The sequence below is a fragment of the Microbulbifer maximicatervae (SeqCode) genome, from assembly GCF_052466985.1.
Genome location: NZ_CP174298.1, coordinates 2845517 through 2860549, shown reverse-complemented (window position 1 = coordinate 2860549; position 15033 = coordinate 2845517). Strand labels below are relative to the sequence as shown.

Sequence of the window (15033 nt, the reverse complement as noted above, 5' to 3'; positions counted from 1 at the left end):
AGCCGAAAGTTAATACTAGGGGTTGTAGTGGTGTCGTTTGTCGTGAGGGGCAAGTAACTTATTGAATATCAATGGCGCTAGGAGTGGCTGCCAGAAAGGGATAATGGCTCTATCTAGTTTTGAGCTTGAGCAGAATATTGTCGCTTTATGAAGAATTTAGCGCCAATGGAGGCTGCGAGCTTCTACTTAATTGGGCAAGCAGCCAATGACTAGTGCATGTACAGGGTGCTTTTATGTAGCTGTTATATAGTTTCAGGAAACTCTTCAGCTAGATTATTTGCGGCTTTCTTACTTTGACGTTGGGCAATTATACTTCGAGATTCTCTGTAATCTCTGGCTTCAGCGGTTTTAATAAATTCAGCATTTGGATATTCCCTTTTAACTACTCTTTCAATATCCGAAAGGGATACACGGAAGAACTCTTTTCTTGTATTAACTAAATTGAGTCTTCTTTGATCAAATACCTTATGAAGTTTGTTTTCTAGCGCCGGAGCATTGTCTGAAAAGATCATGGCGTGGACATCAAAGGTGAAGGGGACACTAGCGTCACCAAGCTCTTTGACCCGATCATTTGGTTCTAGTCGTCTGGTCATTCCAATTTTATATACATGCGCACCAAATGATCCTACATTTGAAATAACATATACGTGCCCTTGTTTAGTTTGTTCTGCCATAGATTTGGCGCGTTCAGATTTTTTATGGGCCTCTGTGAGTTCTTCGTTTAGCTTGGCTATTTTTGCGTTAAGGTTTTCAAGTTTACTTCCTGTGGCTTTTTCAGCCTCTTTCTTTGCTTTGTCTAATAATTTTTTATACTTATCCTCCTCTTTGAGAGATCTTTCCATCTCTTGTTCTAGTTTTAACTCTTCTCGCATTTGGCGTTTAATTTCTTGCTGCTCTTCCTTTTCTTTTTGCTTCTTATCTTTGTATTCATAGGCTAGTCGTAGCTCTTTAAGCTTTAGGAGGTAGTACTCATGTGAGATAACTATAGAGTTAGATTGATTCATTTTGTTTATGGCGTCATAGGCAGCTTCTATTCGCTTTTCCATTCTGTCAACATTATTCCAGGTTGTATTGGAAATTGCGGAGTCGCATTCATTATTAAAAGCTCTGGCAGTTAACTTGATGGCCCGATTAGTCATCGTTCTGCCTTTCGCTTTGCTTCCTTCTACAGTCCACTGGGTGTTGCAATATATTGCCTTTTTAGAAGAAATTAAGCCTTTTTGTTCATTTTTTATATGGCCTATTTTCTGCTTGTATACCTCTGATGTGTCAAAGTCAAAGTGAGGTTTGTAGAATCCTAACTCAGCAAGCTGGATTTCCTCGTCATAGATGGCAGCTTTCTTGATTAGCTTGTTTAGTATTTCTCTTTTTTCTTTATAGTTTTGTATAAGGGTTGCTGTTTCAGTGGATATTTTTTGTTTCTCTTTTTTAGCTTTTTCAACTTCTTCATCAATATTTATTATTTTTGAATACTTCTGTTTAATTTTTTTAAGCTGTAGGTAAATTTTTGTTGTTACCACTGAAAGTGCTATAAGGGTCGCAATTGTTATGGATATTCCGATAATTAGCTGTTGCTCCATTTGACTCTATCCTTAGTGCAAGATGCAAAATCGACTATGTTCTATTTTTTGTTCACTTGAGGTGAAAGTGCAGAGAATTAGAAATATATCTAATCGGATAGATGTGAAGCAACAAAGTTATTTCATTTGTTGCTTTTTGATTGAGGTGAATTTCGGCTTGGGGGAGGCTATGTCACAAGTTAAAGTGATTTTTGTACATCTGTGCTAATTGCGAAGGTGTTAGTCTGGGGTGTAGGAACCAAGTATGACGCCGCAAAAGCTAACATCCATATCCGTGATATCCATTGATGGATAGCTGGGATTGATTGGCCGTAAGAAAGTGCGACCCATATCTTCGGCATAAATCTTGAAGGTAACTTCGTCATTAAGCTTGGCTATAACTCGACAACCATTAGTGAGAGGTTTGTCAGGGTCAACAAATATAATGGTTCCTTCAGGGTAAGATCGTTGGCCTGGGTAGGGGCTTGTCATGCTATCGCCATTAACACGTAGAGCGTAGGCTCGGTCAGAATGTGTTGCTGGGCAGGGCAGCCAAGCTTCGGCTTCACTCGGATCAATTAAGTCTAGAGCTTCACAAAAGGCTCCAGCTTGTACCCAGCTAATCAGGGGGATTCTCCCTTGAATCCTTGGTCCTTGGGTAACATTGCTTCCCTCCTTAGTGTTTCCTTCACCTGGTCCTTTACCAGTACCGGTGAGAAGCCAATCAACAGAGACACCAAGCGTTTCTGCAATTCGTTTGGCTGTACTCATTCGTGGCAGCTTCTCTCCATTGCGGTAGCTCCATATCGTTACGGTGCTTACCTCAAACAGGCGCGCCAATGCCTCCTGCGTATCTTCCACGCCGGCATGAGTAACCGCCTGCTTGAATCTCTTTGCAAAGTCTGGATGTTTCATGGCGACATATTAGCTATAAGTTAATTAATTATCGGCTATTGATTTCTGGTAGCTGAAAGTTAATACTCTAGCTTCTGATGACAAGGAGCAGCAGCAATGGTGCAGGAAACGACAGACTCTGCCCTAGATATCGCTATCAAACTGGTCGGATCACAGGCCAACCTTGCAAGGGCGATAGGGGTAACCCCGGTCTTTGTCTCCCAGATGCGTAATGGATTAAAGGCGATACCGCCAAAGCTTTGCTCAAAGATAGAGCTAGCTACTCAGAGGAAGGTTTCCCGGGCGTGTCTTCGGCCTGATGTCTTTGGGCCGTTGGATGATCTAGTTGAGGAGCAAGCCATGCCAGAAGTTCGGCAGGCAAGTTAAGGCTGTGCGGGTTCGTTTCAGAAACCAGAATAACGATCATTTTCAATTCCCCATTTTATTGTCCTGCCATTCTGCGGTTTCTGAAGATCGGGATTAATTCATTGCGGTATATGGGGATTTATACAGGGTGTGTCAGTTACCCAAGAAAGGGCCGGTGAGGGACGCCAAGCCGGCCCGCTTTGAAGACTGCGGGAAAGACCGCTGACAGCCGCGAAAGACCGGCACTCATTTCTCTGCGCTTTTGGCGTCTCTGTAGGGTGTAGTTCGCCGTGCGCGAATAGTGAAATCAAGGATAGGTAAAAACAATATGACCCATTCATTATTTTTCTGGGGGGCTGCTGCATGATTCGTCGAAGTGCTCGGCCGTCTTCAAATTACTTGGTGGTTTCAAATTCCGTTGTGTGTGATCGCCGTATTTCATTCGCTGCTGGCGGCTTGCTGCTGCACTTGCTGTCGAAGCCGGATCATTGGGAGGTTTCACCTTCGGCACTGGCCAAAGAGGCTCAGGAGGGCAGGGACAAGATCTACAAGCTGTTGGGTGAGTTGATCGACGCTGGTTATTGCCAGCGAATTACTCGGCGCGGTGAGCGGGGGAAAATAGTCGGTATGGACTATGAAATCTCAGATATGCCACGAAATGCTGATCCACTTCCTGAAAACCCGGATACGGATTTACCGGATACGGATTTACCGGATACGGATTTACCGGATACGGATTTACCGGATACGGATTTACCGGATACGGATTTACCGGATACGGATTTACCAGATACGGGTTTACCGTATCCGGATTTGCCGACACAAGAAAGTAAAGATACTAAGAAAGTAACCACTCTAGAAAATAACCAGAGAGAGAGCGGTCAGGGTGGTGCCCTTGCTGTCCGCCAGGAACCCGCCCCGCCATCGAAGCGTGGTACCCGCCTTCCCGATGATTGGCAGTTAACCCAAGAATTTTACGATGAGGCGGCCAAGACGCGGCCAGAGGTGATGCACCAGATCCACGACATTGCGGCTAGCTTTGGTGATTACTGGAAATCTCAGTCGGGCAAGCAGGGGGTACGGCGTGATTGGTTGGCAGTGTGGCGCAACTGGGTGAGACGCGAAAAGTTTATTCCACCGCAGCGAGTAGCGTCCCAGCAGCGAACACGGGACCGGCCAATCGGTGAAATGCTGACAGACACCGGCTGGTAAACACAGATTTTCAAGGAGCGATGCTATGACCGTTGTGACTCTGACAGAAGCCAAAGAGCGAATTATGACTACCGTTGCGAGTAGACCCTTAGCGGTATTTCGCACGGATAACCCTCGCCAAGTGGATTTGGTGTTTGCCCATACGGTGGTTACTCAAAATAAAATTCGACAGGTGCATGAGGATTATTTGGGGACTTTCCATCGGGATAATCTGCATGTGGCGAGAAAGGTTTTTCAGGAGCATTTCGATAGTTTTCAGCAGGCTGCGTAATTGTTCCGGTTGAGGTTACCGTTTGATGTCTTGGGGGGAGTGATATGAGATTCGATACTGCGAGACAGGCTTGGCATGATGCGTTCGATGGGTCGGCAGCGGCGTTTGACTACGAGGCCATGGGCGGTAGGAGTACGGCCACCCTAAGCACGCGCCGGGGCCGGAAGGTGGTTATTCGGGGTGAGGTTGAGGGCAAAGCAGATCAAGTCATTTGCCGGATAGATGCGCCGCGAGTGAGTGGTACTGAGACGGTTGTGGGGAAGGGAAGCGGTAGCCGGATTATGGATGTCTGCGAGAGGGGAATAATTCAAAACGTTGTTGCTAGGTTGCGGGATAGTGATCCGTTGGCTTATTGCTGGGGCATGGCTGCCTATGCTCCTCCCGCAAAAAGATTTAAAGAGCGGGCGGCGCTGTTGCAGTTCTTGATGTCTGAGTTCGATAAGTGGGAGGAGCCGCACCCAAGGGAGAAGGTTAGCCAGTTGGCGTTATTTTGTATTAGTGCGTGTGCGTTTCGGGATGTAAATGGGCGCAAGGTAGATGTGAAGCAGGCACGCGTTATTGTTGGTTGCCAAAAATCCACCTGGGATCAGGAGTGGAAGAATATTTGGCGGAAATTACAAAGGCGTTTAGATCCGCTCCCTGCTCGTGCTCTGGGGCCTGTGTCTGAGGTTGTCGAGGGTTACAAAGAAAAGTTGCTGAAGGTGGGTTGACAGACTTTGACCCAGGATGGTACTTTTTTTCTAGCTTGCGGTTTTTCCGCTTGCAACAGAAACCCGGCTCCCCCAGCCGGGTTTTTTCGTTTTGAATCACTCATTTTTCATCCTTGTTAATGTTCTTAATGGCGCTCTTTTGGGCGCCTTTTTTTTTGCTTAAACCTTGAGGTTTTATGTTTCATAACGACTATTTCACAGAGTCTGAGTTGGCCTGTCGTTGTTGTGGCAAGAATCAATTTAAAGATGAAACGCTCCAACGCCTGATTAGAGTCAGAGAAAGCTTTGGCAGGCCAATGGTTATTAACTCTGGCTACCGCTGCCCAGCTCATAACGCCCAGCTAAAGGCCACTATGACCCATACCACCGGACAGGCTGTTGATGTTCAAGTTGCACTAGGTAGGGCACACCGACTAATCCGAATTGCGCTTGAAGAGGGTTTCACCGGCATAGGGGTTAAGCAAAAGGGAGCAATTGGTAGACGTTTCCTTCACTTGGATGACTTGGAATCAATACCCGGCGAGCGTACCCGCCCCACAATCTGGAATTACTAATGACTTGGGCCATATCAAATCGATCCGGCAAGGTTATAGATGAAAAGAATAATAACTAAGATTCCGCCATCTACATTTGCCGTTTTATCATTTTACTCAAATAAAATTAAATATAAATTTTATCTTTTCGAAGATTTGACGAACGTGCTTTAACCATTTATAAGGCTTCTTCGATTTATGTTTGAAACTATAAAAAGGAATAATACATGTTGAAATATATTGGTGTTTGTTTACTCGCTCTTATCTCTCAAGTTTCTTTTGCTGCTGATTCTGAGACTGTAGCAAAAATAGATTCGTTCGTACTAATTGATACTAAGAATCTTGTTCGGATCTACCCTGAGGGAGGCGTTCAGAACCCACCTGCATGCCATGGCTGGAATGGTGATTACATTTCATTCAGTATGTCTAGGCCAATGGGTAAGGAATACCTGGACTCAATTATATACGCGCACTCCGAAAACAAGACGGTAACCTTGACCACTTTCCCTGCCTGTGCAGATGAGACGGGAACTGTGACGCTTCATCATATAAAAGTGCATAAAGACTAAGGGTGTAGAGATTTTCCAAGGGAATTCACTTCTTGCGTAAGATATCTTCTTCCATTTGGTGCTTTTGCGTTTTAAGAGTATAAATACGCTACTTTGAGATTGTTGTCTTTACAGGGAGCAGTCAGTACGAGCAAAGAAATTTTATTCCCCCTTAACCGGCCCATTCAGGCCGGTTTTTTTTGCCTGTTAGAAGGGCATCGGTGTGAGGTGAACGTACAGAAAAGTTGGTATAAACGGTGATGGGGTAGTTCAAGTGCAAGCCTCAGTTGATTGGTTGGGGTTAGTTGGCAATTTGATCACTAGCCTGGGCTGAAATATATCTGCGGTGACTACCCACAATCAGAACAGCCGATATATGCGTGAGAAGCCTGATAAATCGGAAATTAATATCCCCCCTGACCCTTTTAGCCACTCGGTGCTTCTTCCCCCTGCCACCGGCACCGGGCGGCCCTTTATTTTGGAGCTTCCATGATTTCAGCCATATCCAATCTTCTCGGTAAGGTCATAGACAAGGCTTTCCCAGATAAAGCAGAAGCTAATCGGTTAAAGGCTCGGGTTGATTCGCAGCTGATTTCAATGGACCTGGAAGAGCTAAAAGCAGCTACCCAGGTAATCACGGCAGAAGCCTCGGGGGAGTCATGGCTACAGAGAAATTGGCGGCCAGTAACAATGCTCACATTCGTCGGGCTGATTGTATTTCACTGGCTGGGATGGACAGCTCCAAACTTAAGCGAGGACCAAACTCTGGCACTGCTGGAGATAGTAAAAATCGGCCTCGGTGGTTATGTCGTGGGGCGCAGCGCTGAAAAAGCGATGAAGGCCTGGAAGCAGTCATGACACTTCACGACACCCTAAGAGAATTAGCAGATAAGGCCAGCTATATGACTGCCATTGGTGCTGGAACTCTCGCCGGTTGGCTCGCGGATAACTGGTTAGGCCTTGCTGGAGTGCTGATAGCTGCGGCGGGTTTAATGGTTAATTGGTATTACAACCACAAGCGACTAAAGCTGCAAGAAAGGCAGCAGGGCTAAGACGATGGACGTTAGTGTAAAGCTGGATACTTCAAAGTTTGATAAGGCAGCTGCTGAATTAAAAAAGCAGTTGCCCTATGCCAGTTCGGTTGCTCTGAATAATGTGGCGTTTCGTATACGTGGAGAAGAGCGCGCAGCCATTGGGCGCATCTTTGTCAATCCGGCGAAGCTGACACTGAACTCGGTACTGGTGAAGAAAGCCACTAAGCGCTCGGGTGTGGCGAAGATCTTCATCCGTGATCAGGCCCCCAATGGCACAGCGCCTAGTGAGTATCTGGCACCCTCGGTGATTAATGAGAACCGGGCTGACAAACGCTTTGAGCGTGCGCTTCGGCATGCGGGCCTCTTACCTAGGGGGATGTATGTAGTGCATGGGAAGGAGGCCAAGTTAAATAAGCATGGCAACATTTCGGTTGGTATCTATAAAAGGATCTTGTCAGAGCTGCGCGCTAACTCGGGTGCTAGAAAGAGTAAGGCTGATAGTTCTCAAGGCCCTAAGTCTAAATATTTTGTTGGGAAAATTAATGGTGTCCTGGGTATATGGAAAAGGGCGGGCGGCAAGCGTAATCCAACGGCTAAACCCATTCTTATTTTCCTTAAAGGCAGGCCGAACTACCGCCAGCGCTTCCCTTTTGTCCGAATTGCCGAAGGTATAGCGCGGCGACACTTCCCGATAGAGCTTGATAAGGCAATGGATCGTGCTATTGCGACCGCAAAGAGACGTTGAGCGGGTCCTCCTGAGCGACCCAAAATACGGGCAATTCGGGCCCGTGTTTTTAACAGCTATCTGAAATTTCCTAGGGGGTTATACCTTGGCTGACAACCCATCACTTAATGATCAGGCCACTCAGTCGGGGTTCGCTCGGCTGGTGGGAACTTCTCAACCGGCAATTGCTAAGCATGTGCAGGCTGGGGTGTTGCCGCAAGGCTCTACTTACAGCGTGTGGCTACAAGTTTATTGTGAGCGGCTGCGTACTGAAGCTGCTGGCCGTCAGGCTAATGAAGCTCGCAATCAAAAAGATTTGGCTGATGCAGATAAGGCTAGGATGAGCGCGGAGAAAATTAGACGCGAATTATACCGAGAGGATCAATTAATAGTTGATGTTGAGTCTGTACGTAAGGTGATGGTGGAGTGGTCCACCATTGGTAAGAATGAATTTTTAGGAGCGGTAGAAAGCATCCTTATTGCTATCGAAAGTCAGCATGCCATTACCGTCGATCGAGAACCCTTACAGCCTAGTATTGACGCTGCCCTCAGAGCTATTGGTAGTTACGAGATCGAATCTCTCGCGCCTGGTGAAGGAAGTGCGGGAAACCTGGATACCGCAGCCTAAAGTCCCGCTGATTGAGTGGTTGCCGGAAAATATCAAACTGCCGTCAGAGGATAGCGATAACGCGGGCTATTACCGCAACGATTATGTGCCTTATTTCTGGGGTGTAATGCATGCACTGGATAATCCGGTGTCATGGATGGTAGTGATGCAAAAGGCCGCGCAGATCGGCTGGACGGTTCTGCTGGCTACCGATATCTGCAAGGTTGCCGCTACTGAGCCCGCCCGCATCCTGATGCTGTTCCCCAAGGATGAAAAAGGCCGGTTGTTTATGGATGAAAAGCTGGTGCCGATTATCGAAGGCTCACCAGCAGTGAACCGGGTGATCGATGTCACCACCAGCCGCAAAGGCGGCAGCCGTTCAACACGGAAAAAATTTCCCGGCGGTGAAGTACGCACCATTGGTTCCAACTCTATTTCCAATGTGAAATCCACATCAGCCCGTCGGGGCTATGTAGAGGAGCCTGACGATACCAACAAAGATGTCGGCGATCAGGGCGATTCCATTCGCCACCTGCGCGAACGCCTTAAGCGGATGCGCAATAAGAAATTAATTATTGGTGGTACACCTGCGGTTGCGGATCTTTCCCAGGTAGAACACTACACCAAACTCGGCACCATGCGAGTGTTACCGATTACCTGTCACGACTGCGGTGAGTCCCATGTATTGGACTGGGAAAACGTCAGTTGGTTGGAAAAAGAAGGCGGCACATCGCACCCGGTGTTTGGCCTGCACCAGCCAGAAAGCGCGGTGTATGGTTGCCCGCACTGTGGCAGTGAATGGTATGACTACCGCCGCCAGGCCAATATTTTGCAGACCTGTAAAACCGCGCAGGAAAATGGCGATGACTTTGCCGGTTGGGTAAAAACTCAATGCGGCGAGGATTATTCTGAGGACGAAATTGAACCGATAGAAACCTTTATGGAGCTATCGGAGCTTTATGTATGTATCCCCGGCACTGGCCTTGCCGATGTAGTGCGGGATTTTCTCGAAGCGGAACACGAAGCGAAAAGCGGCGATGAATCTGCCCGCATTGTTTTTCAGAACAACAAACTGGGCCGGCCCTACCAGTACGCCGCCAGCCGCTTGCTGGACCATGAAAAGCTGCAAGAGGCCGCCGAGGATTACCCGGAATTAGTGTGCCCTGCCGGTGGCCTGCTGGTAACGGTCGGCATCGACGTACAGCACGACCGACTCGCAATCACCATTCGCGCCTTTGGCCGGAATGAAGAATCCTGGCAGATGTACTGGGGCGAGATCGATGGCGATACCGCCGATAAAAAAGATGATTGCTGGTCAGCTCTGGATAAGCTGGTGTTCCAAAGCTTTGAGCACGAGCGCTTCGGCGAAATTCGCGCAGCGGCGGTAAGTATCGACTCCTCCGATGGTGGCACCAGTAACGCGGTGTACCACTGGGTGCGAACTCGCGATAAAAAATATCGCGGCGTGCTGGTGATGGCGATTAAAGGTGACAGCAACGACTTCGGCACCAAGGAAATCTTCAACCAGCCCCGGCAGGTGGATTTTAACAATCCCAAGCGCCGCACCAAGGCAGACCGCTTTGGGGTAAAGGTATATATGGTTGGCACCCATAAAGCCAAAGACCTGATGGCCAAGCGTCTGCTCGGCACCAGTGCCTATATGCACAGCTGCAAGCATGTGCGGCAGGATTACTGGGAGCAGGTGACTGCTGAAGTCAAAGCCCCCAGCAAGAAAAATAAAGGCCGGGAAACCTGGCAGCCGCGCCCCGGCCGGCCCAATGAAGGCACCGATACCGAGGTCTACGCCCTGCACGCCGCCCACGCCATGGGCATGCACAAATACAACGAGAAAAAATGGTCCACCATCGAATCGCGCCTGGGCCAGCGCACGCTATTTAGCGAACCTCAACAAACTACAGAACAGCCCATCGTTAAAAAACCAAGGCAGCCCGCGCAGCCAGCCGGCTCTCTACTGGATAGTTAAATGTCTAAAACCGCACAAGAGATGGTCGACCTCTATATCGAGGCCGAGATAGACGTGCTCGCCGGAAAAACCACGGTCATTAACGGCCGCCAATTTACCGCCGAGAACCTGCAGGAAATCCGCGCGGGCCGCCAGGAGTGGGAGCGCCGCGCAACCGCAGAAACCTTAAAGGCCGCCGGCAAACGCCCCGGGCCCGCCTACGCGAATTTTTGCTAATGAATAAACTGGATTCTGTCATCGGTTTTTTTGCACCCGAGGCTGCCCTGCGCCGCGTACAAGCCCGGCGCGCCCTGGAGATTGCCGCCGCCTATGAAGCCGCGCGCCCCAGTCGCCTGCGCAAAAACCCGGGTGATAACCGCAGCGGCGACCTGGTGCTGGAAGGCAGTGTGGAAACCCTGCGCGGCCAAGCCCGGCATTTGGAGCAAAACCACGATTTTGCCTTTGGCATTCTCACCACCCTGGTAAATAACATTGTCGGCCCGCGCGGCATCGATGTGGAGTTCCAACCCAAAACCTGGGATGGCGATATCCACGATGGTTTTGCCAGCCAAATGAATGATGCCCACAAGGAATGGGCAAGGCGCCCGGAATGCACCCGGCAGTTCAGCTGGGGAAAAGCGCAGCGGCTTTTGTGTAATACCTGGCTGAGAGACGGTGAAACGTTAATGCGGCACTTGCAAGGCACAGTGCCCGGCTTAAAGCACCGCACCCCGGTGCCTTACACCATCGAATGCCTGGAACCGGACTTCCTGCCGGTGGATTACAACGATCCCAGCAAGCGCATTGTGCAAGGCATTCAAAAATCTGCCTGGGGCGAGCCATCAGGGTTTTGGTTGTACGACGAACATCCAGGGGCCTCATTTAACTGGCGTATGAAACGCAGGCTCCACAGCGCTGAAAATATCGAGCATCTGAAATTTGTGCGCAGGCTGCACCAAACCCGTGGGGTTTCCATTTTTGCAGCGGTAATGAATCGCCTTACTGATATTAAAGACTATGAAGAAAACGAGCGTGTCGCTGCCAAAATTGCCTCGGCCATGGTGGGCTTTATCCAAAAGGGCAGTCCAGATGATTACTCGCAGAACGACGTTGATGATGAAGGAAATCGCACCCTGGATATTCGCGCTGGTGCTATCTACGACGATTTACGCCCTGGGGAATCTGTCGGCACCATTCAAAGCAATCGCCCCAGCGGTCTACTAACGCCATTTTTAGAAACCATGCACCGGATGACTGCTGCCGGCACCATGGCCAGTTTTAGCAGTATCAGCAAAAACTACAACGGTACTTATAGCGCGCAACGCCAGGAACTGGTGGAGCAGTGGGCCAATTACGAAACCCTTAGCCTGGAATTCTGTGAAGAAATCGTTGAGCCGGCCACCCGCCGCTGGGTGCAGATGGGTTTACTGGCGGATGCCTTCAAAGTGCCGAGTGATGTCGATCCATCCACATTAATGCACGTCGATTTTATTACCCCGGTGATGCCCTGGATTAATCCGGTCCATGAAGCCAGCGCCGATGAAACCCTGTTGGAAAATGTACTGGCCAGCCCACAGCAGACCATCCGCCGCCGTGGCAAGAAGCCGGACGATGTAATTAAGCAAACTGCTGCCTGGCAGCGGAAGCTCAAACAAAACGACATTACCACCCCAACCAAACGCGAAGCCGTACCCGCGCAAGAAACTGAATCTGAATAGGAGGCAGCCATGCCGAATAAATCCTGGTACAGCATGACCGCTGCCGCCAATACCAGTGAAGCGGATATCTATCTGTATGACTCTATCGGCGGCTGGGGCATGACCGCAAAAGATTTTGCCCGAGACCTGAAAGCGCTCGGCGATGTCAGCAAGATAAATCTACACATCAACTGCCCCGGCGGGGATGTGTTCGACGGCACGGCTATTTACAACCTGCTTAAAGACCATAAGGCCGAAGTGGAAACCTGGATTGAAGGCATCGCAGCCAGTATGGGCAGCGTGATCGCCCTCGCCGGGGATACTGTCCATATCGCCGAGAACGCCTATTACATGGTGCACAACCCCAGTGCCGGTGTTCGCGGTGATGAGCGCGCTCTGGAAAAAACCAAGAGCCTGCTGGCCAAAGTTAAAGCCACCATGAAAAGCCTGTATTCCTCGCGCTCCGGCATGTCCGATGAGGAAATCAGCCAAGTGATGGATGACGAGACTTGGTATACCGGCACAGAAGCGGTAGAGGCAGGCTTCGCCACCGATACCACCGCAGCTATCGAGATGGCTGCCAGCTTCAGTGCTGATCACTTAAATCAATTTAAAAACACCCCTCAAGCCATTAACGCATTGGTCATGCAGGGGTCCACTGAATTTAGATTCCCGTCTGCGGTTGCAGGCAATCCAACCCAAACCCAAACCAAGGAAGCGCAAGCCATGCCTAAAACCACCTCCACCACGCCAGCTGCAACCGCTGCGCCCGAGGTTACTCCAGAAATGAAAGCGCAAATTGAAGCCAATGCCAAAGCGCAATTTGCCGCCGATGAAAAAAAGCGCAAAGACGATATCACGGCCGTATTTAAAGGCTTCGAAGCGCACAGTGTTGTGATGCAGGAATGTCTCAATGATATGGACTGCACCGCCGATAAAGCCAAAGACAAACTGCTCACAGCCCTCGGCAGCCAAACCCCAACTCCCGTGCAAAGCTACAGCGTGGTAGTGCAGGAAGGTGAAGGCATTAAGCGCATGAAAGTCGATGCCGAAAATGCGATTGCTGTACGTGCCCTCGGTGAAAAGCGCACAGAGGGCAATGAACTCAGCGGCTACACCATGATGGAGATTGCCCGCATCCTCATGCAAGCCCACGGCCAGAGCTTGTCCGGACTCGACAGAATGGGTGTGGTCGCCGCAGCGTTTACCCATAGCTCGGGTGACTTCGCAACGGTGCTCGGCAATATCGCCAATAAATCCATGCTCAAAGGCTATGAAGAAGCACAGGAAATCTTCCCGCGCTTTACCAGTGTCGGCAACCTCAGTGACTTTAAACTCACCACCCGCACGGACCTGGGCAGCTTCCCCTCACTGCGCCAAGTGGCACCGGGGGCAGAATTTAAATATGTGAGTATCGGCGAACGGGCCGAGACTGCCGCACTGGCTACTTACGGGGAACTCTTCTCTATTAACCGCCAGGCGATTATTAATGACGACCTGGGCGCATTCACCCGAATCCCGCAAAAGATGGGCCTTGCCGCCGTGCGCACCGTGGGGGATCTGGTATTCAGCATCCTGCTCAACAATCCCAAAATGGCAGATGGAAAAGCCCTGTTTCATGCAGATCATGGCAACCTAGCCAGCGCCGCTCTAATCAATACCGCCAGCATCGATGCCGCACGGGTGAAGATGGGCAAGCAAAAGGATGGCAGCGCAGTGCTCAATATCCGGCCCAAGTTCCTGCTCTGTGATATTGCCGACGAAGGCAGCGCAAAGGTTGCTCTGGAATCCGAATTCGAAGTGGGCGCATCCACCACAAACAACACCACGCCGAACAGCGTACGCAATATTGCTGAAGTGCTCTCTGATGCACGCCTTAGCGGACACAACGGCTGGTACCTCAATGCCGACCCGGTAGCACACGACACTATCGAAGTGCTCTATCTGGATGGTCAGCAGGCCCCGGTGTTAGAAGAGCAAAATGGTTGGAGTGTTGATGGGGTGGAATTCAAAGTGCGACTGGATGCCGCCGCTAAAGCCTGGGATGCAAAAGGCATGGTGAAAACACCCAAAACCTAATCCCAACTGAAATTAAACCGGAAAGGGCCGCACTACGCGGCCTTTTTTATTTCTACTGCTTTATCCACTGAGAGAAAGATTATGGCTACGAATTTTGTACAAGATGGGCGCATGCTCGATTTCACCAACAACACCAGCGCAGCGATTATCTCTGGCCAGGTGGTAATCGCAGGTGCGGTCCTGGGTGTCGCGATGGACGATATCGCCGTGGGCGCCTCCGGCGTGATCGCCATTGATGGCGTATTCACCGTGCCCAAGGTATCCGCCGCAGAGATCAATCAGGGCGAAACCCTCACCTGGGTGGTCGCCTCCAGCTCATTCGATAGTAATGCAGCCACCGCAGCCACTGGCGATATCACCGGCTCCACCACCTTTGCCGCAGAGGCCGCCGGGAATGGCGTTACCAGTTTTGCCGTGAAGTTTACCGGCGTACCGGGCACCGTTAAGGCCTAGGTGACCCATGGACCTGGACCAAAGAGCCGCAGAGCGCGCGTTTCGCAAATGGGGCAAAGCCGCTACCTATACCGATGGTAGCGGCGCTGAGCCTATTGATTGCCGGGTGATAAAGGATCAGGAGATTGACGAGTTTGAGGAGGATGATCGTTTGCGGGTAGCGCGTATTGAGCTGAGCCTTCTGGTGAGTGAGGTGGGGGCTTATAACCCTGATGCGGTGATTACGCTGGGTGGTGTGGAGTACACGGTGCGCAAGCGGCTGGCGGATGATGGGGTGGTTTGGAAGTTGTTGGTTGATAGGTAGGTATTGTAGACCTTCCAAACTCGTTACAAATCATAGAAAATGCTTCGCTTAATTAATATTTCATGTGCATTTGTGCCAA

18 protein-coding genes are annotated in these 15033 nt (G+C 49.9%); 16 read left to right on the top strand and 2 right to left on the bottom strand.

All coding sequences use genetic code 11. The annotated features are described in order from the left end of the window. Nucleotides 1-242: 242 nt before the first annotated feature. Together ACJJI3_RS12635 and ACJJI3_RS12630 are read right to left on the bottom strand one after the other, a co-directional pair. Entirely contained in the window at nt 243-1580 is a 1338-nt protein-coding gene (locus ACJJI3_RS12635) for an SNIPE associated domain-containing protein (RefSeq protein ID WP_444919089.1), read from the bottom strand. A gap of 219 nt (nt 1581-1799) precedes the next feature. Then, nucleotides 1800-2474, bottom strand: a complete 675-nt coding sequence (locus ACJJI3_RS12630; RefSeq protein WP_444919090.1) for a LexA family protein — start codon at nt 2472-2474, stop codon at nt 1800-1802. A 96-nt stretch (nt 2475-2570) separates the two neighbouring features. On the opposite strand from ACJJI3_RS12630, the gene ACJJI3_RS12625 reads away from it, so the two are divergent. The 16 genes from ACJJI3_RS12625 to ACJJI3_RS12550 all read left to right on the top strand — a co-directional run bounded on the left by ACJJI3_RS12625 (nt 2571) and on the right by ACJJI3_RS12550 (nt 14954). After that, nucleotides 2571-2840: a transcriptional regulator gene (locus tag ACJJI3_RS12625; RefSeq protein ID WP_444919091.1), complete on the top strand. Its 270-nt coding sequence runs from the start codon at nt 2571-2573 to the stop codon at nt 2838-2840. Nucleotides 2841-3182: 342 nt separating this feature from the next. Then, nucleotides 3183-4031 carry a hypothetical protein gene (locus ACJJI3_RS12620; protein ID WP_444939947.1) on the top strand — a complete coding sequence of 283 codons (849 nt, stop codon included), beginning with the start codon at nt 3183-3185 and terminating at the stop codon, nt 4029-4031. Nucleotides 4032-4056: 25 nt separating this feature from the next. Further along, complete coding sequence (locus tag ACJJI3_RS12615) at nt 4057-4302, top strand: hypothetical protein (RefSeq protein ID WP_444919096.1); 246 nt, start codon at nt 4057-4059, stop codon at nt 4300-4302. Nucleotides 4303-4346: 44 nt separating this feature from the next. After that, on the top strand, nt 4347-5012 hold the full coding sequence (locus ACJJI3_RS12610) for a hypothetical protein (RefSeq protein ID WP_444939946.1): 666 nt from the start codon (nt 4347-4349) through the stop codon (nt 5010-5012). A 176-nt stretch (nt 5013-5188) separates the two neighbouring features. Further along, complete coding sequence (locus ACJJI3_RS12605; RefSeq protein ID WP_444939945.1) at nt 5189-5566, top strand: D-Ala-D-Ala carboxypeptidase family metallohydrolase; 378 nt, start codon at nt 5189-5191, stop codon at nt 5564-5566. 206 nt (nt 5567-5772) lie between these two features. Then, entirely contained in the window at nt 5773-6114 is a 342-nt protein-coding gene (locus ACJJI3_RS12600) for a hypothetical protein (protein ID WP_444919099.1), read from the top strand. Between the two features lie 468 nt (nt 6115-6582). Continuing rightward, nucleotides 6583-6951 (top strand): 3TM-type holin, encoded by a 369-nt coding sequence (locus ACJJI3_RS12595; RefSeq protein ID WP_444919100.1) that lies wholly within the window; start codon nt 6583-6585, stop codon nt 6949-6951. After that, nucleotides 6948-7145, top strand: a complete 198-nt coding sequence (locus ACJJI3_RS12590; RefSeq protein ID WP_444919101.1) for a holin — start codon at nt 6948-6950, stop codon at nt 7143-7145. Before ACJJI3_RS12595 ends, ACJJI3_RS12590 begins: the two co-directional genes overlap by 4 nt. Before the next feature lie 4 nt (nt 7146-7149). Next, complete coding sequence (locus tag ACJJI3_RS12585) at nt 7150-7872, top strand: hypothetical protein (RefSeq protein WP_444939944.1); 723 nt, start codon at nt 7150-7152, stop codon at nt 7870-7872. 85 nt (nt 7873-7957) lie between these two features. After that, a complete protein-coding gene (locus tag ACJJI3_RS12580) occupies nt 7958-8479 on the top strand; it encodes a hypothetical protein (protein WP_444939943.1) in 522 nt (173 codons plus the stop codon). Next, nucleotides 8451-10442 carry a terminase gpA endonuclease subunit gene (locus ACJJI3_RS12575; RefSeq protein ID WP_444939942.1) on the top strand — a complete coding sequence of 664 codons (1992 nt, stop codon included), beginning with the start codon at nt 8451-8453 and terminating at the stop codon, nt 10440-10442. The genes ACJJI3_RS12580 and ACJJI3_RS12575 overlap by 29 nt, the downstream gene beginning before the upstream one ends. After that, a complete protein-coding gene (locus ACJJI3_RS12570) occupies nt 10443-10658 on the top strand; it encodes a DUF6148 family protein (RefSeq protein WP_444900499.1) in 216 nt (71 codons plus the stop codon). Then, nucleotides 10658-12139 carry a phage portal protein gene (locus ACJJI3_RS12565; RefSeq protein WP_444939941.1) on the top strand — a complete coding sequence of 494 codons (1482 nt, stop codon included), beginning with the start codon at nt 10658-10660 and terminating at the stop codon, nt 12137-12139. The genes ACJJI3_RS12570 and ACJJI3_RS12565 overlap by 1 nt, the downstream gene beginning before the upstream one ends. Nucleotides 12140-12148: 9 nt before the next feature. Continuing rightward, a complete protein-coding gene (locus ACJJI3_RS12560) occupies nt 12149-14197 on the top strand; it encodes a ClpP-like prohead protease/major capsid protein fusion protein (RefSeq protein ID WP_444939940.1) in 2049 nt (682 codons plus the stop codon). A gap of 81 nt (nt 14198-14278) precedes the next feature. After that, nucleotides 14279-14650, top strand: a complete 372-nt coding sequence (locus ACJJI3_RS12555) for a capsid cement protein (protein ID WP_444939939.1) — start codon at nt 14279-14281, stop codon at nt 14648-14650. Between the two features lie 7 nt (nt 14651-14657). Beyond that, on the top strand, nt 14658-14954 hold the full coding sequence (locus tag ACJJI3_RS12550) for a head-tail joining protein (protein ID WP_444939938.1): 297 nt from the start codon (nt 14658-14660) through the stop codon (nt 14952-14954). Nucleotides 14955-15033: the final 79 nt, after the last annotated feature.

Coding starts and splice junctions, on each gene's coding strand:
- ACJJI3_RS12635 (WP_444919089.1), bottom strand. CDS start 1,580: ATGGAGCAACAGCTAATTATCGGAATATCCATAACAATTGCGACCCTT.
- ACJJI3_RS12630 (WP_444919090.1), bottom strand. CDS start 2,474: ATGAAACATCCAGACTTTGCAAAGAGATTCAAGCAGGCGGTTACTCAT.
- ACJJI3_RS12625 (WP_444919091.1), top strand. CDS start 2,571: ATGGTGCAGGAAACGACAGACTCTGCCCTAGATATCGCTATCAAACTG.
- ACJJI3_RS12620 (WP_444939947.1), top strand. CDS start 3,183: ATGATTCGTCGAAGTGCTCGGCCGTCTTCAAATTACTTGGTGGTTTCA.
- ACJJI3_RS12615 (WP_444919096.1), top strand. CDS start 4,057: ATGACCGTTGTGACTCTGACAGAAGCCAAAGAGCGAATTATGACTACC.
- ACJJI3_RS12610 (WP_444939946.1), top strand. CDS start 4,347: ATGAGATTCGATACTGCGAGACAGGCTTGGCATGATGCGTTCGATGGG.
- ACJJI3_RS12605 (WP_444939945.1), top strand. CDS start 5,189: ATGTTTCATAACGACTATTTCACAGAGTCTGAGTTGGCCTGTCGTTGT.
- ACJJI3_RS12600 (WP_444919099.1), top strand. CDS start 5,773: ATGTTGAAATATATTGGTGTTTGTTTACTCGCTCTTATCTCTCAAGTT.
- ACJJI3_RS12595 (WP_444919100.1), top strand. CDS start 6,583: ATGATTTCAGCCATATCCAATCTTCTCGGTAAGGTCATAGACAAGGCT.
- ACJJI3_RS12590 (WP_444919101.1), top strand. CDS start 6,948: ATGACACTTCACGACACCCTAAGAGAATTAGCAGATAAGGCCAGCTAT.
- ACJJI3_RS12585 (WP_444939944.1), top strand. CDS start 7,150: ATGGACGTTAGTGTAAAGCTGGATACTTCAAAGTTTGATAAGGCAGCT.
- ACJJI3_RS12570 (WP_444900499.1), top strand. CDS start 10,443: ATGTCTAAAACCGCACAAGAGATGGTCGACCTCTATATCGAGGCCGAG.
- ACJJI3_RS12565 (WP_444939941.1), top strand. CDS start 10,658: ATGAATAAACTGGATTCTGTCATCGGTTTTTTTGCACCCGAGGCTGCC.
- ACJJI3_RS12560 (WP_444939940.1), top strand. CDS start 12,149: ATGCCGAATAAATCCTGGTACAGCATGACCGCTGCCGCCAATACCAGT.
- ACJJI3_RS12555 (WP_444939939.1), top strand. CDS start 14,279: ATGGCTACGAATTTTGTACAAGATGGGCGCATGCTCGATTTCACCAAC.
- ACJJI3_RS12550 (WP_444939938.1), top strand. CDS start 14,658: ATGGACCTGGACCAAAGAGCCGCAGAGCGCGCGTTTCGCAAATGGGGC.